The sequence below is a fragment of the Caballeronia sp. LZ043 genome, from assembly GCF_031451075.1.
GTDB lineage: Bacteria > Pseudomonadota > Gammaproteobacteria > Burkholderiales > Burkholderiaceae > Caballeronia.
The window spans coordinates 2,499,435-2,517,723 of record NZ_JARUXT010000001.1; the positions used below are offsets into that span (position 1 = coordinate 2,499,435).

The 18,289-nt window shown below is 63.0% G+C and carries 23 protein-coding genes and 1 tRNA gene; 1 reads left to right on the forward strand and 23 read right to left on the reverse strand.

Translation table 11 applies throughout. The features are described 5' to 3' along the window. Positions 1-184: 184 nt before the first annotated feature. The 7 genes from QCE64_RS11315 to QCE64_RS11345 form a co-directional block, all read right to left on the reverse strand. Positions 185-260 (reverse strand) — tRNA-Thr (locus QCE64_RS11315). Between the two features lie 18 nt (positions 261-278). Then, the gene (locus QCE64_RS11320; protein ID WP_310003825.1) at positions 279-776 is read right to left on the reverse strand and encodes a ClpXP protease specificity-enhancing factor; all 498 of its coding nucleotides are present in this window, start codon (positions 774-776) and stop codon (positions 279-281) included. A 66-nt stretch (positions 777-842) separates the two neighbouring features. Continuing rightward, positions 843-1,454, reverse strand: coding sequence for a glutathione S-transferase N-terminal domain-containing protein (locus tag QCE64_RS11325; RefSeq protein ID WP_008344155.1), 612 nt, complete (start codon positions 1,452-1,454; stop codon positions 843-845). 92 nt (positions 1,455-1,546) lie between these two features. Further along, the gene (locus QCE64_RS11330) at positions 1,547-2,305 is read right to left on the reverse strand and encodes a cytochrome c1 (RefSeq protein WP_310003828.1); all 759 of its coding nucleotides are present in this window, start codon (positions 2,303-2,305) and stop codon (positions 1,547-1,549) included. Positions 2,306-2,328: 23 nt separating this feature from the next. Continuing rightward, positions 2,329-3,711 (reverse strand): cytochrome bc complex cytochrome b subunit, encoded by a 1,383-nt coding sequence (locus QCE64_RS11335; protein WP_310003830.1) that lies wholly within the window; start codon positions 3,709-3,711, stop codon positions 2,329-2,331. Further along, positions 3,712-4,332, reverse strand: coding sequence for a ubiquinol-cytochrome c reductase iron-sulfur subunit (gene petA / locus QCE64_RS11340; protein WP_309833512.1), 621 nt, complete (start codon positions 4,330-4,332; stop codon positions 3,712-3,714). A gap of 226 nt (positions 4,333-4,558) precedes the next feature. Continuing rightward, positions 4,559-5,305 (reverse strand): Nif3-like dinuclear metal center hexameric protein, encoded by a 747-nt coding sequence (locus QCE64_RS11345; protein ID WP_309810175.1) that lies wholly within the window; start codon positions 5,303-5,305, stop codon positions 4,559-4,561. Between the two features lie 20 nt (positions 5,306-5,325). Here QCE64_RS11345 and QCE64_RS11350 point away from each other — a divergent pair, with 20 nt between their 5' ends. Then, positions 5,326-6,543, forward strand: a complete 1,218-nt coding sequence (locus QCE64_RS11350) for a Do family serine endopeptidase (RefSeq protein WP_310003832.1) — start codon at positions 5,326-5,328, stop codon at positions 6,541-6,543. 104 nt (positions 6,544-6,647) lie between these two features. Here QCE64_RS11350 and tatC read toward each other — a convergent pair whose 3' ends face one another. The 16 genes from tatC to murA all read right to left on the reverse strand — a co-directional run bounded on the left by tatC (position 6,648) and on the right by murA (position 18,170). Beyond that, the gene (gene tatC / locus QCE64_RS11355) at positions 6,648-7,424 is read right to left on the reverse strand and encodes a twin-arginine translocase subunit TatC (RefSeq protein ID WP_309918725.1); all 777 of its coding nucleotides are present in this window, start codon (positions 7,422-7,424) and stop codon (positions 6,648-6,650) included. A gap of 41 nt (positions 7,425-7,465) precedes the next feature. Then, positions 7,466-8,005: a Sec-independent protein translocase protein TatB gene (gene tatB, locus QCE64_RS11360; RefSeq protein WP_309918728.1), complete on the reverse strand. Its 540-nt coding sequence runs from the start codon at positions 8,003-8,005 to the stop codon at positions 7,466-7,468. A 36-nt stretch (positions 8,006-8,041) separates the two neighbouring features. Next, a complete protein-coding gene (tatA, locus tag QCE64_RS11365; RefSeq protein WP_309918734.1) occupies positions 8,042-8,278 on the reverse strand; it encodes a Sec-independent protein translocase subunit TatA in 237 nt (78 codons plus the stop codon). Positions 8,279-8,433: 155 nt separating this feature from the next. Beyond that, the gene (locus QCE64_RS11370) at positions 8,434-8,796 is read right to left on the reverse strand and encodes a histidine triad nucleotide-binding protein (protein ID WP_309918737.1); all 363 of its coding nucleotides are present in this window, start codon (positions 8,794-8,796) and stop codon (positions 8,434-8,436) included. 14 nt (positions 8,797-8,810) lie between these two features. Next, positions 8,811-9,194 carry a hypothetical protein gene (locus QCE64_RS11375; protein ID WP_309810190.1) on the reverse strand — a complete coding sequence of 128 codons (384 nt, stop codon included), beginning with the start codon at positions 9,192-9,194 and terminating at the stop codon, positions 8,811-8,813. 34 nt (positions 9,195-9,228) lie between these two features. Further along, positions 9,229-9,597, reverse strand: coding sequence for a phosphoribosyl-ATP diphosphatase (locus tag QCE64_RS11380; protein ID WP_309810192.1), 369 nt, complete (start codon positions 9,595-9,597; stop codon positions 9,229-9,231). Next, the gene (hisI, locus tag QCE64_RS11385; protein WP_309810197.1) at positions 9,594-9,998 is read right to left on the reverse strand and encodes a phosphoribosyl-AMP cyclohydrolase; all 405 of its coding nucleotides are present in this window, start codon (positions 9,996-9,998) and stop codon (positions 9,594-9,596) included. Before hisI ends, QCE64_RS11380 begins: the two co-directional genes overlap by 4 nt. Positions 9,999-10,001: 3 nt before the next feature. Beyond that, a complete protein-coding gene (gene hisF / locus QCE64_RS11390) occupies positions 10,002-10,775 on the reverse strand; it encodes an imidazole glycerol phosphate synthase subunit HisF (protein WP_309810200.1) in 774 nt (257 codons plus the stop codon). Between the two features lie 84 nt (positions 10,776-10,859). Beyond that, positions 10,860-11,612 (reverse strand): 1-(5-phosphoribosyl)-5-[(5-phosphoribosylamino)methylideneamino]imidazole-4-carboxamide isomerase, encoded by a 753-nt coding sequence (hisA, locus tag QCE64_RS11395; RefSeq protein WP_309810203.1) that lies wholly within the window; start codon positions 11,610-11,612, stop codon positions 10,860-10,862. A gap of 157 nt (positions 11,613-11,769) precedes the next feature. Then, on the reverse strand, positions 11,770-12,411 hold the full coding sequence (gene hisH / locus QCE64_RS11400; protein WP_310003835.1) for an imidazole glycerol phosphate synthase subunit HisH: 642 nt from the start codon (positions 12,409-12,411) through the stop codon (positions 11,770-11,772). After that, positions 12,408-13,028 carry an NAAT family transporter gene (locus tag QCE64_RS11405; protein WP_309810208.1) on the reverse strand — a complete coding sequence of 207 codons (621 nt, stop codon included), beginning with the start codon at positions 13,026-13,028 and terminating at the stop codon, positions 12,408-12,410. The genes hisH and QCE64_RS11405 overlap by 4 nt, the downstream gene beginning before the upstream one ends. Before the next feature lie 39 nt (positions 13,029-13,067). Beyond that, entirely contained in the window at positions 13,068-13,655 is a 588-nt protein-coding gene (gene hisB, locus QCE64_RS11410) for an imidazoleglycerol-phosphate dehydratase HisB (protein WP_310003837.1), read from the reverse strand. Between the two features lie 32 nt (positions 13,656-13,687). Continuing rightward, positions 13,688-14,770, reverse strand: coding sequence for a histidinol-phosphate transaminase (hisC, locus tag QCE64_RS11415; RefSeq protein WP_310003839.1), 1,083 nt, complete (start codon positions 14,768-14,770; stop codon positions 13,688-13,690). 71 nt (positions 14,771-14,841) lie between these two features. Next, positions 14,842-16,164, reverse strand: a complete 1,323-nt coding sequence (gene hisD / locus QCE64_RS11420) for a histidinol dehydrogenase (protein ID WP_309918744.1) — start codon at positions 16,162-16,164, stop codon at positions 14,842-14,844. A gap of 45 nt (positions 16,165-16,209) precedes the next feature. Continuing rightward, positions 16,210-16,902, reverse strand: coding sequence for an ATP phosphoribosyltransferase (hisG, locus tag QCE64_RS11425; protein WP_310003841.1), 693 nt, complete (start codon positions 16,900-16,902; stop codon positions 16,210-16,212). Continuing rightward, positions 16,899-18,170 carry a UDP-N-acetylglucosamine 1-carboxyvinyltransferase gene (gene murA / locus QCE64_RS11430; RefSeq protein ID WP_309918748.1) on the reverse strand — a complete coding sequence of 424 codons (1,272 nt, stop codon included), beginning with the start codon at positions 18,168-18,170 and terminating at the stop codon, positions 16,899-16,901. Before murA ends, hisG begins: the two co-directional genes overlap by 4 nt. Positions 18,171-18,289 lie beyond the last annotated feature (119 nt).

Genomic DNA, 18,289 nt, shown 5'->3' on the forward strand with positions numbered 1-18,289 from the left:
AACCACTGCACTTCCGTCTTGCGTCGCTGCATCAGCAGCAGAGAAACGAGATTATGAACAACGTTTTGAAGTCTGTCAACAAGAAATTCGAACTTCCTTATCGACCAAAACTGCTTTGCGTCGATCCGCCTCACTTGATGCAAACGGGCCGTGTGGACTTCACACGGCCCGTCGACCTCAAGCTTGGTGCCGGCTGCAGGACTCGAACCCGCCACCTCATGATTACAAGTCAAGCGCTCTACCTGATGAGCTAAGCCGGCGAAGGACGAGATTCTACTTCATTTGACGACTTTGAGGTGGGACCTCACAGCCGATTTCGAAGCGTCTTCTTCGAGCCCGGACTGCGGCTCTTCGCGCGCGGCATCGGCTGCCTCGCCCGGCGATTCCCCAACCTGGCGAGGAGCGCGCTCGGTGGGACGCGGCGCAAGCGGCGCACCGACCGGTTCCGCGCCAGGATGCGCCGCCGGCTCGACCGGGAAGGCCATGCCCTGCCCATTCTCTCGTGCATAAATGGCGAGCACATTCGCCACCTGCACTTCGATCTTGTGCGACTTGCCAGAGAACCGCGCGCTGAACTCGATCCATTCATTGCCCATCTGCAACTGGCTCGTCGCCTCGAAGCTGATGTTCAACACGATCTCGTCGTTGCGGACGAACTGCCGCGGCACGCGCGTAGCCGCGTCGACCCGCACCGCGATGTGTGGCGTGAACCCGTTATCCGTGCACCATTCGTACAGCGCGCGCAGCAGATAAGGCTTGGTGGAAATCTCTTGCATCAACTTTCCTCCGCCGGGAGCGCCGCGCCGCACAAGTGCGCGCCGCCGCGTCCCAACGCTCTCAGACTAGCGACGCATCACCTTTTCGGAAGGCGTCAGCGCTTCAATATAAGCCGGTCGGCTGAAGATCCGCTCGGCATACTTCATCAACGGCGCTGCATTCTTCGACAGCTCGATGCCGTAGTGATCCAGACGCCACAACAGCGGTGCGATTGCCACGTCGAGCATCGAGAATTCTTCGCCCAGCATGTACTTGTTCTTCAGGAAGATCGGTGCGAGCTGCGTGAGACGGTCGCGGATGGCACTGCGCGCCTTCTCGTGATTCTTCTCGGCCGCCTTGCCCTTCTCGTTCTCGAGCGTCCCGACGTGCACGAACAACTCTTTCTCGAAATTGAGCAGGAACAGCCGCGCCCGTGCGCGCTGCACAGGATCCGCGGGCATCAGCTGCGGATGCGGAAAACGCTCGTCGATGTATTCATTGATGATATTCGACTCGTACAGGATCAGGTCCCGCTCGACGAGAATCGGCACCTGGCCATACGGATTCATCACCGCGATGTCTTCCGGCTTGTTGAACAGGTCAACGTCGCGAATCTCGAAATCCATGCCCTTTTCGAACAACACCAGCCGGCAGCGCTGGGAGAACGGGCAAGTAGTGCCGGAATACAGAACCATCATGTTTTTAAAGTTCCTTCAGTAAACTCGAAGGGCCGGCCGCGGCATTTTCCTGAGAAAACGCCGTCGCGCCGACCCACGCCGTTGAAGGCGCGCTATTTGATATCTTTCCAGTATGCCGCGTTCAGGCGCCACGCGAGGAAACTCAAGAGCGCCAGGAACAGCAGAACCCAGACGCCGAGCCGCTTGCGCGTCTGCTGCGCAGGTTCCGACATCCACGACATGTACGAAACGAGATCGGCTACAGCAGAATCATAATCCACGGACGACATGGCGCCTGGTGTAACCTGAGTGTAACCCACGAATCTTCTTACCTTTTCGCCAGTGTGCTCGTCGACGTCAATCTCGAACTTGGCGTCCCGGATGCCCTGCAACGTCCACAACACATGGGGCATGCCGACGTTCTCATACACGAGATTGTTCCAGCCGGTGGGCCGGGTCGGATCACGGTAGAAGCTCCGCAGATACGTGTACAACCAGTCCTTGCCGCGCGCCCGCGCCTCCACCGACAAATCCGGCGGCGCCGCGCCGAGCCACGCCTTCGCGTCATCCGGACGCATCGCTATGGACATGGTATTGCCGACCTTGTCCGTCGTGAAGAGCAGATTTTCCTGAATTTGCTTCTCACTGAGGCCGATGTCGGTCAGCCGGTTGTACCGCATCAGCGTCGCGCTATGGCAGTTCAGGCAGTAGTTTACAAAAATCTGGGCGCCATGCTGCAGGGACGCAAGATTGTCGGAACTGTCCGGCGCGCGATCCAGGACCGCGCCTTCCTGGGCATGCACCGTCGTCGCCGTTCCGAACGCAAACAGCACCGCACCGATCATCGATATTGTAGAGAGCCATTTTTTCATCGTATTCGTCTCCGGACGTGAGCTCAGTGAGGTTTGTAGTGCACTCGCTCCGGCGGCGTCTTGAATTTGCCGCGCGGCGTCCAGAACGGCATGCCGAGGAAAAACGCGAAGTAGATCAGCGCGCAGATCTGCGCGATCAGCGTCGCGGCGGGCGATGGCGGTCGCGTTCCCAAAAAGCCCAGCAGCAGGAAGGCGAACACGAAGATCCCGTAGAACACCTTGTGGAACAGCGGCCGGTAACGGATCGACTTGACCGGGCTGCGGTCAAGCCACGGCAGGAAGAACAGCGACACCACCGCCGCGCCCATCACCACCACGCCCCAGAATTTCGATTCGGTCAGCGCCATGAAGATCAGCACGAGCACCGCCAGCACCGGCAGGCCCAGCCGCCACTTGCCGCGCGCCTTCAGCAACGCGAGCAAACCAAGCACCGCGATCACGATCATCAGCACGATCTTGAACGGATCCGTGGTCGCGCGCAGCATCGCGTAGAAAGCCGTGAAATACCAGACCGGCGCGATTTCCGGCGGCGTCTGCAACGGATTGGCCGGCACGAAGTTGTTCGCTTCGAGGAAATACCCGCCCATTTCCGGCGCGAAGAAGATGATCGCCGCAAAAATCAGCAGAAATACGCTCACGCCCATGAAGTCGTGCACGGAGTAGTACGGGTGGAACGGAATGCCGTCGACCGGGATGCCGTTCGCGTCCTTCTTCGCCTTGATCTCGATGCCGTCCGGATTGTTCGAGCCCACTTCATGCAGCGCGACCAGATGCGCGACCACCAGACCCAGCAGCACCAGCGGAATTGCAATGACGTGGAACGCGAAGAAGCGGTTCAGCGTGACATCGGAGACGACGTAATCGCCGCGAATCCACAGCGACAGGTCCGGCCCGATGAACGGAATCGCCGAGAACAGGTTCACGATCACCTGCGCGCCCCAGAACGACATCTGCCCCCACGGCAGCAGATAGCCGAAGAACGCCTCGGCCATGAGACACAGGAAGATGGCGCAGCCGAAAATCCACACGAGTTCGCGCGGCTTGCGGTACGAGCCGTATATCAGCCCGCGGAACATGTGCAGGTAGACGACGACGAAGAACATCGAGGCGCCCGTCGAGTGCATGTAGCGGATGAGCCAGCCCCATGGCACCTCGCGCATGATGTACTCGACCGATGCGAACGCGAGCGTCGCATCGGGCTTGTAGTTCATCGTCAGGAAGATGCCGGTGACGATCTGGTTCACCAGCACCAGCATGGCAAGCGAGCCGAAGAAGTACCAGAAGTTGAAGTTCTTCGGTGCGTAGTATTCGGAAACGTGCTTCTTCCACGTGGAGGTCAGCGGAAACCGGCGATCGATCCAGCCGATCAGGCCCGTAGTCTCCACTTCCTTGTCTGCGGTCGCCATTTACGCCTCTCCCTTTTCGTCCTTGCCGATCACGAGTTGCGTCGCGGAAGTGAACATGAACGGGGGAATGTCCAGGTTCTGCGGCGCAGGCTTGTTTTTGAAGACGCGGCCCGCCAGGTCATACGTGGAGCCGTGACACGGGCAGAGGAAACCGCCCGGCCAGTTATCGGGGAGATTGGGTTGGGCACCTTCCTGGAAGCGCGGCGTCGGCGTGCAGCCCAGATGGGTGCACACGGCGACCGCCACGAGAATGTTCTTGCGATCGGCACGGGACCGATACTCGTTGTTGCAGTACTCCGGCAACGGCATCGAGAATTCCATCTTGGACTTCGGGTCGGCCACTTCGTTGTCGGCCTTCTTGATGTCCGCGAGCATCTCGTCGGTGCGGTTGAGGATCCACACCGGTTTGCCGCGCCAGGCAACCGTCATCATTTCGCCCGGCTTGAGTCCGCTGATGTCGACCTCGACGGGCGCGCCCGCCGCCTTGGCCTTCTCCGATGGAGCGAACGAGCCCACGAAGGGCACGAGCGTTGCCACACCTCCGACACCACCTGCTACGGTCGTCGCAATCAGCCAGGTACGGCGGCCGCCGTCGACGCGTTTCTCATCCTTGTCTCGCATCACACGCCCCACTTCTGAGTTGGATTTATACCGTCACATCAGTGTTCCGCCGTTAGTGTGCGCGAATGGACTTGGCATTTACAAGGGCTGACTAGCAAAAATCACTCGAAGTAATTGATGCTTCAGGGTTTTCCCCACGTTTTTCGCGCAATCTCGTGAAGCATTCTTTTAACGCTGTTAAGGCGGTTGCAAGCAGAAATAATCGATGCTGCGACTTAATGGCGCATTAAACCGGGTTATCGATGTCGATAAAAAGATGCTCGATATCGAACTGCTCCGAGAGATGTGCGCCCAGCGCCTGCACGCCATAACGTTCGGTGGCGTGATGACCCGCGCCGATATACGCGACGCCCGATTCCGCCGCCGTGTGCATGGTCTGCTCGGAGACTTCGCCGCTCAGATACACGTCGGCGCCGGCCGCGATGGCTTCGTCGAAATAGCCTTGCGCGCCGCCGGTGCACCATGCCACGCGGCGCAGTTCGCGGTCCGCATCGCCGAATACGAGCGGCTTGCGGCCGAGCGCATTCTCGACCATCGCGCTGAAGTGCTCGAGCGAGAGCGGCATCCCGAGCGTCGCGATCCAGCCCAGGTCCTGGTCGGCGAAACGGTTGTCCGCGATCAACCCGAGCCGCGCACCAATCTGCGCATTGTTGCCGAACTCCGGATGCGAATCGAGCGGCAGGTGGTAGGCGAACAGGTTGACGTCGTTGGCGATCAGCGTGCGCAGTCTGCGATGCTTGCGCCCCGTGATCTGCGGCGCCTCGTTGCGCCAGAAGTAGCCGTGATGCACGAGCACGGTGTCGGCGCCCCATTCCAGCGCGGCCTCGAGGAACGCCAGCGAGGCCGTCACGCCGGTCGCGATCTTCTGCACGCGGCGCGTGCCTTCAACCTGCAGACCGTTCGGGCAATAGTCCTTGAAGCGGCCGATTTCCAGCAGATTGTTCAGATACAATTCGAGTTCGATCCGATCCATGAAATCCTCTATCCCTTCAAATGCTTAGACGCTTCTGGCTATTTTTTGCCCAAGCGGTCACCGTGCTTTTGGCCCTGATGTTCATCATTGCGACCTTGAAACCGCAGTGGCTTCAGCGCCAGGGCCAGTTCGGCAAGCAGCTTGCCGAGCCGATCGTCGCGTTGCAGGAAGTGGCGCCGAGCATCGGCTCACGCCCCGTTCAATCGTCCTATTCGGAAGGCGCGCAAAAGGCGATGCCGGCCGTCGTGAACGTGTTCTCCAGCAAGGACGGCAACCTGCCGCCCGACCCGCGCGCGAAAGACCCGCTGTTCCGCTATTTCTTCGGTGACAAGAACAAGCGCAAGAGCGACGAGCCGCCGGCGTCGAATCTCGGCTCAGGTGTCATCGTCAGCTCGGAAGGTTACATTCTAACGAACCAGCATGTCGTCGACGGCGCAGATCAAATCGAGGTTGCGCTCGCCGATGGCCGCACGTCCAGCGCAAAGGTGATCGGCGTCGATCCGGAAACCGATCTGGCGGTGCTGAAGATCAACATGACCAACCTGCCGTCCATCACGCTCGGCCGCATGGACCAGACGCGCGTCGGCGATGTCGTGCTGGCGATCGGCAATCCGTTCGGCGTCGGGCAGACGGTCACGATGGGCATCGTCAGCGCGCTCGGCCGCAATCACCTCGGCATCAACACGTTCGAGAACTTCATCCAGACCGACGCGGCCATCAACCCGGGCAATTCCGGCGGCGCGCTCGTCGACGTCAACGGCAACCTGCTCGGCATCAATACTGCCATCTACTCGCGCAGCGGCGGCTCGCTCGGTATCGGCTTCGCGATTCCGGTGTCCACTGCGCGCAGCGTGCTCGAAAGCATCATCACGACGGGCAGCGTGACGCGCGGCTGGATCGGCGTGGAGCCGCAGGATGTGACGCCGGAGATCGCCGAATCGTTCGGGCTGGACCAGAAGGCCGGTGCGATCGTTGCGGGCGTGCTGCAAGGCGGCCCGGCCGACAAGGCCGGCATCAAGCCGGGCGACATCCTCGTGTCCATCAACGACGACACGATCACCGACACCACGCGCCTGCTCAACGTCGTTGCACAGATCAAGCCGGGCACCTCGGTGAAGGTTCACCTGATGCGCAAGAACAAGGAGCTCGACGTCAACGTGATGATCGGCAAGCGCCCCGCGCCGCCGCGCGCGCCGCAGATGCCGGAAGACGATCAGGGCGATCAGAACGACGAGTAAGCGGCGCCGCGTCTGAATGGCGAAAAAGGCAGCTTCGATGACTCGAAGCTGCCTTTTTATTTGCATGAGCGCGTGGGGCGCGACAATCGGCCGCACCCGTTCGGCTATTCCGTTGCCGCTTCGTCCTTCTTGACGCCATCCTTGCCGATCACCATCCGCGCCGCGATGATGCCGGCCTCATAGAGAATCACCAGCGGAATGGCGAGGATCAGTTGCGAGAACACGTCGGGCGGTGTGACCACCGCCGAAATGACGAAGGCGCCGACGATCACGTAAGGGCGGATCTGCTTGAGCTTCTGAATGGACACGACGCCCATGCGCGCGAGCAGCACCACGACGATCGGCACCTCGAAGGTCACGCCGAACGCAAGGAACATGGTCAGCACGAAGCTCAGATAGTTGTCGATATCCGTCGTCATTTCCGCGCCGAGCGGCGCATTGTAATGGGCCATCACGCGGAAGATGGTCGGGAACACGACGAAATAGGCGAACGCCATGCCGCACAGAAACAGCGAATAGCTGCTGAACACGAGCGGCGCGACCAGCTTCTTCTCGTGCTGGTATAGACCCGGCGCGACGAACGCCCAGATCTGGTACAGCACGAACGGCAGCGCAATGACGAAGGCGACGAGCATGGTCACCTTCATCGGCACGAAGAACGAGCCGGTGACGTCGGTGACGATCATCTTGCCGTCGCGCGGCAGGTTCTGCATCAGCGGGCGCGCCAGCAGCCGGAAAATGTCCGGCGCCCAGTACACCAGCCCGATGAACACGACGATGACCGACGCGCCCGCGCGAATGATGCGGTCACGCAGTTCGACGAGATGGGAAATGAACGTCTCTTCGACGGGCTCTTGCTTTGTTTCTTGCGGGTCGCTCACGCCGCCCTCGGTTGGAGTCATCGGTGAAGGAAGTGCGGCTCTCAGAAGAACTTCGTCGGCCGGCGCAGGGTGGCCGGGGTATGGCGGGCAACGCGCGCCGCGCCCGATTGCACGCGCGTGCGATGCACGGTGGTGCGCTTGTACCAGTTGGGGATTGCGCCCTGCTTGACGCGCCAGTTCTTGCGCTTCGCCGTGCCCGAAGTGGACGACGACTGCGCCCAGGGCTTGTCCGATCCAGCCGACGCCATGTCCACCGCTTCATCGGCACCGCCCGCGATGCTCGGCGCGACCGACGTGCCCTGATTCCACGCGTCGTTGAGTTCGGTTTCGTGGCGCTTCAGATTCTCGTGGATCGACGTTTCGACGTTGGACGCCGCCGTCTCGAACTCGGTGCGCATCTTCTTGAGTTCGTCGAGCTCCATCTCGCGCACGACTTCCGACTTGACGTCGTTGATGTAGCGTTGCGCGCGCCCGAACAGCGCGCCCGCCGTGCGGGCCACGCCGGGCAGGCGCTCCGGCCCGAGGACCACCAGCGCCACGACGCCGATGACCGCCATTTTTGTCAGACCGAGATCGAGCATTGAACGAGCTGTGAAGAGTTGCGGTCGGCGGACGGATTAACGGTAGTCGCCCGAACGGGACTTGTCCTTCGCTTCGACGTCCACCGCGCCGTTACGCGGCAGTTCGCGCTGGTCGGCCGGAGTGGCAGCCGTTTCATTCTCGCGCATGCCTTCCTTGAAGCCCTTCACCGCGCCGCCCAGATCGCCGCCGATGTTACGCAGCTTCTTCGTGCCGAAGACCAGCGCCACGATCAACAGAACGATCAACCAATGCCAAATGCTCAACGAACCCATGAATGAAAACTCTCCGTGATTCCGCCCCGATTGGGATTCCGCGACGGAAGGTCGGCCTTTCAGCCCGTGCCGAGACAGGTCGCCTCTGCATCAATTATCGATTTTGCTCGCCCAATATTTCATTGGAAAGGAGAAAGCCAACAAACCTTTCAGTTTTATCCCATCCGGCGCCACGGACGGTCGCCCGCCAGCAGATGCGCATGAATGTGATACACCTCCTGACCGCCCCCCGGCCCGGTATTGATGACCGTGCGAAAACCGGTTTCGCCGCCCGTGTAGGCCACGCCCAGTTCCTTCGCCAGCCGTCCGACGAGGCTCACCATTCTACCAAGCAGCGGACTATCGCTTTCCGTGCAGTGCGAAAGTGTCTCGATATGTTTCCGCGGAATCACCAGCACGTGCACCGGCGCCGCCGGATTGATGTCGTTGAAGGCAACGAATTCATCGTCTTCGTAGACTTTCGTGCTCGGCAACTGGCCCGAAGCAATCTTGCAGAAGATGCAGTTGTCTTGGCTCATGAATGTTCCGTGGATCAGAACCACGCACGCGGTTCGATCGTCTTGTTTTCGTAGAGAAACAGCCAGCCCTTGACGACGCGGTAAAGCGTCCAGATGCTGACCGCGGCAAGAATCAGGAAGCCGACGCCGATCCAGATCGTCACGAGTCCGATCACATGGCCGAGCAGCGCCCACCAGAACGTGCGGATCTGCCAGGTGAAGTGATCTTCGTACGGCGTGCCGGCGGCGTCGCCGCGCTTGATGTAGTTGAGAATGATGGCGATCAGGCCGGTCAGCCCGCCCGTCAGCCAGTAGACGGCGTACAGCGCGTACAGCACATGGGTGAAGGTGCGCATGTTGCGCGGATCGCTCGAATCCTGCACGACAGGCGGCGGATACGGTTCATAAGGCCGGTTCATGCTTGCCCTCCTTCGCATCTAGGCGAAAAGCTCGTCAGCCGCCGTTCTGCTCGCGCTCGCGCGACTTGCGCAGCGCCTTCTCCTCGATTCCCGACAAACCTTCGCGCCGCTCCAGTTCCGCGATCACGTCGGCAGGGCTCAAGTCGAAGTGCGACAGCATCACGAGACAATGAAACCACAAATCGGCGACTTCGCTGACGAGCGCCTTCGGCGCGCCGCCATGTCGCGCGTCCTTCGCGGCGAGCACGACCTCCGTCGCTTCCTCGCCGATCTTCTTCAGGACCGCGTCGTCACCTTTGTGAAAGAGTCGCGAAACGTAGGATTGTTCCGGATCGCCGCCCTTGCGGCCGTCGATGACGGCGGCAAGGCGCAACAACGTGTCCAGCGTGGTGGCTTGCGTCATTTGTAGATGCGTTCGGGGTCTTTCAGCACGGGCTCGACGGCAACCCACTCGCCGCTGTCCGCCGTGCCTTCGAATTTCTGGAAAAAACAGGAATGGCGGCCGGTGTGGCACGCAATGCCCGACACCTGCTCGACCTTGAGCAGCACGACGTCTTCGTCGCAATCGAGCCGCACGTCGTGGACATGCTGCACGTGTCCGGATTCCTCGCCCTTGAACCACAGGCGCTGGCGCGAGCGCGAGAAATACACCGCGCGCTTGAGTTCGATGGTCTTCGCGAGCGCCTCGCGGTTCATCCACGCGAACATCAGCACGTCGTTGGTCGAGGCTTCCTGCGCGATCACCGGCACGAGGCCGTTCGCGTCCCATTTGACGTGGTCGAGCCAGCTGGCGTTATCAGTCATGCTTCAGGTCCTCACCGCGATGCCCTGCCCGGCCATGAAGCGCTTCGCTTCGCCGACCGTGTGCTCGCCGTAGTGGAAGATGCTGGCGGCCAGCACGGCGTCCGCATGACCTTGCACGACGCCGTCCGCGAGATGCTGGAGCGAACCCACGCCGCCCGACGCGATCACCGGCACCGGCACCGCGTCCGAGACGGCGCGCGTCAGGGCGAGATCGAAGCCGGACTTGGTGCCGTCGCGGTCCATGCTGGTCAGGAGAATTTCGCCCGCGCCGAACTCGGCCATCTTGCGCGCCCATTCGATCGCGTCGATGCCGGTCGCCTTGCGGCCGCCGTGCGTGAAGACTTCCCAGCGCGACGGTTCGCCGTCCGCCGACACACGCTTGGCGTCGATGGCGACCACGATGCATTGCGAGCCGTGCTTGTCCGAGGCGTCGCGCACGAGCTGCGGGTTCGCGACCGCCGACGAGTTCATGCTGATCTTGTCCGCGCCGGCATTGAGCAGGCGCCGCACGTCTTCCACGGCGCGCACGCCGCCGCCGACGGTCAGCGGAATGAACACCTGGGACGCGACGGCCTCGATGATCGGCAGGATCAGGTCGCGCTGGTCCGAGGTGGCGGTGATGTCGAGGAAGGTGAGTTCGTCGGCGCCCTGGTCGTCATAGCGGCGCGCGATTTCGACGGGATCGCCGGCGTCGCGCAGCTCGACGAAGTTGACGCCCTTCACGACGCGGCCCGCGGTCACGTCGAGACAGGGAATGATGCGTTTAGCGAGAGCCATGTTCTGCCACTACTGGTTCGGTACGAAGTGAGGGCGGCTCGCGCCGCCCGATGCGCTTCTCAACATGTCCGCGCTGCAACGGCTTCAGGCGCCGTCGGCCTCGCGCAGCGCGTCGGCGCGCGTCTGGGCCGACTGGAAGTCGAGGTCGCCGGAGTAGATCGCGCGGCCGCAGATCACGCCTTCGATGCCTTCCGACTCGACCTCGCAGAGCGATTCGATGTCCGCCAGGTTCGACAGGCCGCCGCTCGCGATCACCGGAATCTTGACGGACTGCGCGAGCCGCACGGTGGCGTCGATGTTGATGCCCTGAAGCATGCCGTCACGGCCGATGTCGGTGTAGATGATCGACTCGCAGCCGTAGTCCTCGAACTTGCGCGCGAGATCGACGACTTCGTGACCGGTCAGCTTGCTCCAGCCGTCGGTGGCGACCTTGCCGTCCTTGGCGTCGAGCCCGACGATGATATGTCCGCCGAACGCGCTGCAGGCATCGCGCAGGAAACCCGGATTCTTCACCGCCGCCGTGCCGATGATCACATAGGCGAGGCCGTCGTCCAGATAGCGCTCGATGGTCTCGAGATCGCGGATGCCGCCGCCCAGCTGCACGGGGATCTGGCCGCCGACTTCATCGACGATGGCGCGGATCGCGTCGCCGTTGCGCGGCTTGCCTGCGAATGCGCCGTTCAGATCGACGAGATGAAGCCGCCGTGCGCCGCGATCGACCCAATGTCGGGCCATGGCCGCTGGATCTTCTGAAAAAATGGTCGCCTGGTCCATATCGCCCTGCTTGAGGCGCACGCACTGACCGTCCTTGAGATCGATGGCCGGAATGAGCAGCATAGGTATCGCGTATCTTCTGGGTGGAGTTGATCAAAACGGCGCCGGGCCGGTGCCCTTGCGGAGGCCTGCCCCGCGCGCCGTCTCGCTAGTGTAGTACAAGTCTTGCAGCGGTCATGCGCCCGTAGCAATACGCGCAAACGCAAGCGTATGCACGGTTTTACGGGTTCCAGTGAACGAAGTTCCGATACACGCGCAAGCCCGCCTCCGCGCTCTTCTCGGGGTGAAACTGGGTGGCGAAGAGGTTGTCGCGCGCCACTGCCGACGTGAACGCGGCGCCGTAGACCGTTTCGCCCGACGTATGCGCCGGATTCGCCGGCACCACGTGGTAGCTGTGCACGAAATAGAAGAACGCGCCGTCCGCGACGCCGTCCCACAGCGGATGCCGCTGCGTCTGGCGCACGCGGTTCCAGCCCATCTGCGGCACCTTGAAGCGCGAGCCGTCGTCCTGCAGCTGGCCGTCCAGCTGGAAGCGCACGACCTTGCCCGGCAGCAGGCCGAGGCCTTTCGTGTCGCCTTCCTCGCTCCAGTCGAACAGCATCTGCTCGCCGACGCACACGCCGAGCATCGGCTTTTCGCGCGCCGCCTGCAGCACCGCGTCCTGCAAACCGGATTCGCCCAGATGCGCCATGCAGTCGCGCATCGCGCCCTGCCCCGGCAGCACCACGCGATCCGCCGTGCGAATGCCTTCCGGCTGGGCGACGATCGCCACCTCCGCTTCGGGAGCCGCCTTCTTCAGCGCCTGGTAGACCGAGCGCAGGTTGCCCATTCCGTAATCAACAATCGCAATCGAAGTTTTCATTTCAAAGATGGCATCAGAGCCTTCAGACCGTTGACGATGAACTCCACCGCCAGCGCGGACAACATCAAACCCATGAGACGCGTCCCGATATTGATTCCGGTGCGTCCGACCCAGCGCGCAATGGGCTCCGCGAGATTCAGCGCGCCGAAGCACAGCCCCGCGATGATCGCGCCCAGCAGGACCAGTCCGAAGCGGTCGTACCAGTGCTGCGCATTGGCAGCATAGACGATCACCGTGCTGATCGAGCCGGGGCCGGTGAGAAGCGGAATGGCGAGCGGCACGACCGCGATGCTGTTGCGTTCCTCGGCTTCCATGCGTTCTTCCGGCGTGGAGCGCGCGTTGCCGACCTGCGCGTTCAACATGCTGATCGCCATGAGCAGCATGATGATGCCGCCGCCCACTTCGAACGAGCCCACCGAGATGCCGAAGAACGCGATGATCTGCTGACCGAGCAGCGCCGTCACCCCGATCACGCAGAACACCGAAATGGACGCGACGCGGATGGTATTGCGCCGCTCGATATCGGATTGCTGCGAGGTCAGGCTGAGAAAAAACGGGATCGCGCCGATCGGATTGATCAGCGCGAGCAACGAGATGAACGACTTGAACAGATCCATCGTGGTCGCGGCACGCGCGCTCCCGGACAGCGTGATCGCTTAGAGACTGCCCTTGGTCGACGGAATCTGCCCCGCCGCGCGTTCGTCCAGTTCCACGGCCATGCGCAGCGCGCGGCCGAAGGCCTTGAAGACGGTCTCGACCTGATGGTGCGTGTTGAGGCCGCGCAGGTTGTCGATATGCAGCGTGACGCCCGCGTGATTCACGAAGCCGCGGAAGAATTCAATGCTGAGATCGACGTCGAAGGTGCCGATGCGCGCGCGCGTGAACGGCACATGGAACTCGAGACCCGGCCGGCCGGAGAAGTCGATGACGACGCGCGACAGCGCCTCGTCCAGCGGCACGTACGAATGACCGTAGCGGCGAATGCCCTTGCGGTCGCCGATGGCCTTCGCCACCGCCTGCCCGAGCGTGATGCCGGTGTCTTCCACCGTGTGATGGTCGTCGATATGGAGGTCGCCATGCGCTTCGATGTCGAGATCGATGAGCCCGTGACGGGCAATCTGGTCGAGCATGTGATCGAGGAACGGGACGCCGGTGGCGAGCTTCTGCTTGCCGGTGCCGTCCAGATCGAGCTTCACACGGATCTGCGTTTCGCTGGTGTTGCGAACGACTTCCGCAATGCGCATGGTGATTCCTTGAGACTGATCGAATGTGGGGGTTAGTTTGGGGCGAGCGGTGCGAGCTTTTTCAGCGCCGCGACCATGTGCGCGTTTTCTTCAGCCGTTCCGACCGTCAAACGCACGCAATTTGCCAGCAATGGGTGCATTTTACCCACGTTTTTGATCAAAACCCGCGAAGTCAAAAGGGTTTCGAAAGCCACCGCGGCATCCGGCACGCGCACCAGCAGGAAGTTGCCGGCGCTCGGAAAAACCGTCATGCCGGGCAAGGCCGCGACTTCCGCCGCGAGCTGCGTGCGCTGGCGGCGCAACTCGGCGGCCTGGGCGTCGAGCACGTCGAGGTGATCGAGCAGGAAGGCGGCGGTCGCCTGCGTCAGCACGTTGATATTGTATGGCGGGCGCACCTTGTCGAACTGCATGATCCAGCCGGGACGCGCCGCCATGTAGCCCAGCCGGATGCCCGCGAGCCCCAGCTTCGATACGGTGCGCATCACGGCCACGTTGTCGAACTCCGCCGCGCGCGGCATCCAGCTCTTTTCCGCGAACGGCTGATACGCCTCGTCGATCACGACGAGACTCCGGCTCGCCGCGGCGATGACGCGCTCGATGTCGGCGTCGTCGTAGAGCGTGCCGGTCGGATTGTTCGGGTACGCGAGATACACGAGCGCGGGCGTGTGCGTTTCGATGGCGGCGATCAGCGCATCGATGTCCAGCGTGAAGTCCGCCTTCAGCGGCACGCCGATGAAGTCGAGATGCGCGAACTTCGCCGACATCTCGTACATGACGAAGCCCGGCACCGGCGCGACGATCTTCGCGCCCGGCTTCGAGCACGCCACCGACATCATGCTGATGAGTTCGTCCGAACCGTTGCCGAGCAGCACGTCGCAGGCATCGGGCACCTGCATCGTGCGCTTGATCTTCGCGAGCAGTTCGGCGGGACGCGGCGCCGGATAGCGGTTCAGCGCGACGCCGGCGAGATGCTCGCCCAGCGCCTTCGCGAGACTCTCCGGCAGCGTCCAGGGATTCTCCATCGCGTCGAGCTTGATGAGGCCCGTGGCGTCGGGCACCGGATAGCTCGCCATCGCGAGGACGTCGGGACGAATGATGTCTTGTGCTGTGGTCATGTTGTTCCAGCGTCTCTCTCGCCGGTCAGACGGCAACTCTCAGGTTGCCTCGTTCAGTGGGCCGGCCTCGTTCAGCCGACGTTCTTCATCCGGTATTCCGCGCTGCGCGCATGCGCCTGCAAGCCTTCGCCGTAAGCCAGTTCCGCCGCGATCTCGCCGAGCGTCTGCGCACCGTCCGCGCTCACTTCGATCACGCTCGAACGCTTCATGAAGTCGTACACGCCGAGCGGCGACGAGAAGCGCGCCGTGCGCGAGGTGGGCAACACGTGATTCGGTCCGGCGCAATAGTCGCCCAGGCTCTCACTCGTGTAGCGGCCGAGGAACATCGCGCCCGCGTTGTGGATCTGCGCGGCCCATTGATGCGGATCGAGCGCGGAGATTTCCAGGTGTTCCGGCGCGATGTCGTTGGCGATCGCGCACGCTTCGGCCATGTCCTTCACCTTGATGAGCGCGCCACGGTCTTCCAGCGAACGCAGGATGACGTCGCGGCGCGGCATCGCCGGCAGCAGTTCGATGATCGCTTCCTCGACGCGCCGGATGAAGGCCTCGTCCGGGCACAGCAGGATGGATTGCGCGAGTTCGTCGTGCTCGGCTTGCGAGAACAGGTCCATCGCGACCCAGCGCGGGTCCGTGGTGGCGTCGCAGATCACGAGAATTTCGGACGGTCCCGCGATCATGTCGATGCCGACCGTGCCGAACACGCGCCGCTTCGCCGACGCCACGTAGGCATTGCCCGGGCCGCAGATCTTGTCGACGGCCGGCACGGTCTTCGTGCCGTAGGCGAGCGCGGCCACGGCCTGCGCGCCGCCGATCGTGAACACGCGGTCCACGCCGCCCAGCAGCGCCGCCGCGAGCACCAGCGGATTCTTCACGCCGTCGGGCGTCGGCACGACCATGACGATTTCCTTCACGCCTGCGACGCGCGCCGGAATCGCGTTCATCAGCACCGACGACGGATACGCCGCCTTGCCGCCCGGCACGTAGATGCCCGCGCGGTCGAGCGGCGTGACCTTCTGGCCGAGCACGGTGCCGTCGGCTTCCGTGTATTGCCAGCTATGGCTGCCGCACTCGATGCGCTGCTTCTCGTGATAGCCGCGCACGCGCGCCGCCGCCGCTTCGAGCGCCGCGCGACGCTTCGGTTCGAGTCCTTCGAGCGCGGCTTCCATCTCGGCGAACGGCAGTTCGAGCGCAGCCACGCTGTCCGCCTTCAGGCGGTCGAACTTGTTGGTGTAGTCGAGCACGGCTGCGTCGCCGCGCGCCTTCACATCGGCGAGGATCTGCGCGACCGAGCGCTCGATCGCTTCGTCTTCACTGGCCTCGAAGGCGAGCACCGCGCGCAGCGCCTGCTGGAAGCCGTCGGTGCTGGAATCGAGTTTGCGAATCTTGATGGACATGCCGGTTTTCCGTTTTGCTGATGGCGCGCCGCGCGTGCGGCCCGCCTAATTGCCTGACCCGCCGGTGGCGCGCTCGAACGCGTCGAGGTACGGCTTCAGCGCCGCCCGCTTGAGCTTCAGCGCCGCCTGATTCACGACGAGGCGCGACGAAATCTGCATGATCTCCTCCACCTCGACCAGATTGTTCGCCTTGAGCGTGCCGCCCGAGCTGACCAGGTCGACGATCGCATCCGCGAGCCCGACCAGCGGCGCCAGTTCCATGGAGCCGTACAGCTTGATCAGGTCCACGTGCACGCCCTTCGACGCGAAATGCTGCCGCGCCGTCTCGGTGTACTTGGTCGCGACCCGCAGGCGCGCGCCCTGGCGCACCGCGCTCGCGTAGTCGAAACCGGCCTTGACCGCGACCGACATCCGGCACCGCGCGATATCCAGATCCACCGGCTGATACAGGCCACCGCCGCCATGTTCGATCAGCACGTCCTTTCCCGCCACGCCGAATTCCGCCGCGCCGTATTCGACGTAGGTGGGGACATCGGTTGCGCGCACGATGATGACGCGGAGATTCGGATTGGTGGTCGGCAGAATGAGCTTGCGCGAGCTTTCCGGATCCTCTGCCACCTGCACGCCGGCTGCCGCGAGCAGCGGCAGCGTTTCCTCGAAGATACGCCCTTTCGACAAGGCGAGCGTCAGCGGCGCGCTCGCCGCCAGCGACGACGACGTCTGCGGCAACGAACTCATTGTTCGCCTCCGCTGCCCGCGATACGGCGCACGTTGGCGCCGACCGCTGTCAGCTTCGCTTCCATGCGGTCGTAGCCGCGGTCGAGGTGGTAGATGCGGTCGATCAAGGTTTCGCCGTCTGCGCACATCGCCGCGATCACGAGGCAGGCCGAGGCCCGCAGGTCCGTTGCCATGACCTTCGCGCCGGACAGCTTCTCGACGCCGGCGACCAGCGCCGTATTGCCGTCGATGGTGATGCTCGCGCCCAGACGGTTCAGCTCCTGCACGTGCATGAAGCGGTTCTCGAAGATCGTCTCGACCACTTGCGAGGTGCCGTTGGCAATGGTGTTGAGCGCCATGAACTGCGCCTGCATGTCGGTCGGGAACGCCGGGTATTCGGAGGTGCGGATGTTCACCGCTTCGGCGCGCTGCGCCATGCGCACGCGCATCCAGTCGTCGCCTTCCTCGATGCTCACGCCCGCCTCGCGCAGCTTGGCCGTCACGGCATCGAGCAGATGCGGCCTGACGTGACGCAGCGTGACGTCGCCGCCCGCCGCCGCGACCGCGCACAGGAACGTGCCCGCTTCGATACGGTCCGGCACGACCGCATGCCGCGCGCCGTGCAATTTCTCGACGCCCTGGATCACGAGCCGGTCCGTGCCGATGCCGTCGATCTTCGCGCCCATTTTCACGAGCAGTTGCGCGAGGTCCGTCACTTCCGGTTCGCGCGCGGCGTTCTCGATCACCGTCTCGCCGTCGGCGAGGACCGCTGCCATCAGCAGGTTCTCGGTGCCGGTCACGGTGATCATGTCGGTGATGATGCGCGCGCCCTTCAGACGCTTCGCGCGCGCTTCGATGAAGCCGTGCTCGATGTTGATCTCGGCGCCCATCGCCTGCAGGCCCTTGATGTGCTGATCGACCGGACGCGCGCCGATCGCGCAGCCGCCCGGCAGCGACACCTTCGCCTCGCCGAAGCGCGCGACCAGCGGCCCGAGCACGAGGATCGACGCGCGCATCGTCTTCACGAGCTCGTACGGCGCGACGAGGTTGTCGACCTTCGATGCATTGAGCGTCACGCGGCCGTCCGCCGACACTTCCGACTGCACGCCCATCTGTTTCAGCAGCTTGAGCGTGGTGCGCACGTCCTGCAGGTTCGGCACGTTCGACAGATGAACGTCGTCCGCGGTGAGCAGGCTTGCGCAAAGAATCGGCAGCGCCGCGTTCTTGGCGCCCGAGACGGTGATTTCGCCGGAAAGCGGGGTGCCTCCCGTAATGACCAGTTTATCCATGATGACGTGTCCTTCGACCGAGCTTCCTGCTGCGGAGCCGCTTTCGACGCCGCGGTTGTCTTTGATGATTCGCACTGTCTACTGCCTATGTCTGCGTGATTCTCCCGGCGATGCCGGCA

What these genes read in the sequence shown, in the direction of transcription:
- QCE64_RS11320 (WP_310003825.1), bottom strand. Translation starts at nt 776, where the DNA reads ATGCAAGAGATTTCCACCAAGCCTTATCTGCTGCGCGCGCTGTACGAA.
- QCE64_RS11325 (WP_008344155.1), bottom strand. Translation starts at nt 1,454, where the DNA reads ATGATGGTTCTGTATTCCGGCACTACTTGCCCGTTCTCCCAGCGCTGC.
- QCE64_RS11330 (WP_310003828.1), bottom strand. Translation starts at nt 2,305, where the DNA reads ATGAAAAAATGGCTCTCTACAATATCGATGATCGGTGCGGTGCTGTTT.
- QCE64_RS11335 (WP_310003830.1), bottom strand. Translation starts at nt 3,711, where the DNA reads ATGGCGACCGCAGACAAGGAAGTGGAGACTACGGGCCTGATCGGCTGG.
- petA (WP_309833512.1), bottom strand. Translation starts at nt 4,332, where the DNA reads ATGCGAGACAAGGATGAGAAACGCGTCGACGGCGGCCGCCGTACCTGG.
- QCE64_RS11345 (WP_309810175.1), bottom strand. Translation starts at nt 5,305, where the DNA reads ATGGATCGGATCGAACTCGAATTGTATCTGAACAATCTGCTGGAAATC.
- QCE64_RS11350 (WP_310003832.1), top strand. Translation starts at nt 5,326, where the DNA reads ATGCTTAGACGCTTCTGGCTATTTTTTGCCCAAGCGGTCACCGTGCTT.
- tatB (WP_309918728.1), bottom strand. Translation starts at nt 8,005, where the DNA reads ATGCTCGATCTCGGTCTGACAAAAATGGCGGTCATCGGCGTCGTGGCG.
- tatA (WP_309918734.1), bottom strand. Translation starts at nt 8,278, where the DNA reads ATGGGTTCGTTGAGCATTTGGCATTGGTTGATCGTTCTGTTGATCGTG.
- QCE64_RS11370 (WP_309918737.1), bottom strand. Translation starts at nt 8,796, where the DNA reads ATGAGCCAAGACAACTGCATCTTCTGCAAGATTGCTTCGGGCCAGTTG.
- QCE64_RS11375 (WP_309810190.1), bottom strand. Translation starts at nt 9,194, where the DNA reads ATGAACCGGCCTTATGAACCGTATCCGCCGCCTGTCGTGCAGGATTCG.
- QCE64_RS11380 (WP_309810192.1), bottom strand. Translation starts at nt 9,597, where the DNA reads ATGACGCAAGCCACCACGCTGGACACGTTGTTGCGCCTTGCCGCCGTC.
- hisI (WP_309810197.1), bottom strand. Translation starts at nt 9,998, where the DNA reads ATGACTGATAACGCCAGCTGGCTCGACCACGTCAAATGGGACGCGAAC.
- hisF (WP_309810200.1), bottom strand. Translation starts at nt 10,775, where the DNA reads ATGGCTCTCGCTAAACGCATCATTCCCTGTCTCGACGTGACCGCGGGC.
- hisA (WP_309810203.1), bottom strand. Translation starts at nt 11,612, where the DNA reads ATGCTGCTCATTCCGGCCATCGATCTCAAGGACGGTCAGTGCGTGCGC.
- hisH (WP_310003835.1), bottom strand. Translation starts at nt 12,411, where the DNA reads ATGAAAACTTCGATTGCGATTGTTGATTACGGAATGGGCAACCTGCGC.
- QCE64_RS11405 (WP_309810208.1), bottom strand. Translation starts at nt 13,028, where the DNA reads ATGGATCTGTTCAAGTCGTTCATCTCGTTGCTCGCGCTGATCAATCCG.
- hisB (WP_310003837.1), bottom strand. Translation starts at nt 13,655, where the DNA reads ATGCGCATTGCGGAAGTCGTTCGCAACACCAGCGAAACGCAGATCCGT.
- hisC (WP_310003839.1), bottom strand. Translation starts at nt 14,770, where the DNA reads ATGACCACAGCACAAGACATCATTCGTCCCGACGTCCTCGCGATGGCG.
- hisD (WP_309918744.1), bottom strand. Translation starts at nt 16,164, where the DNA reads ATGTCCATCAAGATTCGCAAACTCGATTCCAGCACCGACGGCTTCCAG.
- hisG (WP_310003841.1), bottom strand. Translation starts at nt 16,902, where the DNA reads ATGAGTTCGTTGCCGCAGACGTCGTCGTCGCTGGCGGCGAGCGCGCCG.
- murA (WP_309918748.1), bottom strand. Translation starts at nt 18,170, where the DNA reads ATGGATAAACTGGTCATTACGGGAGGCACCCCGCTTTCCGGCGAAATC.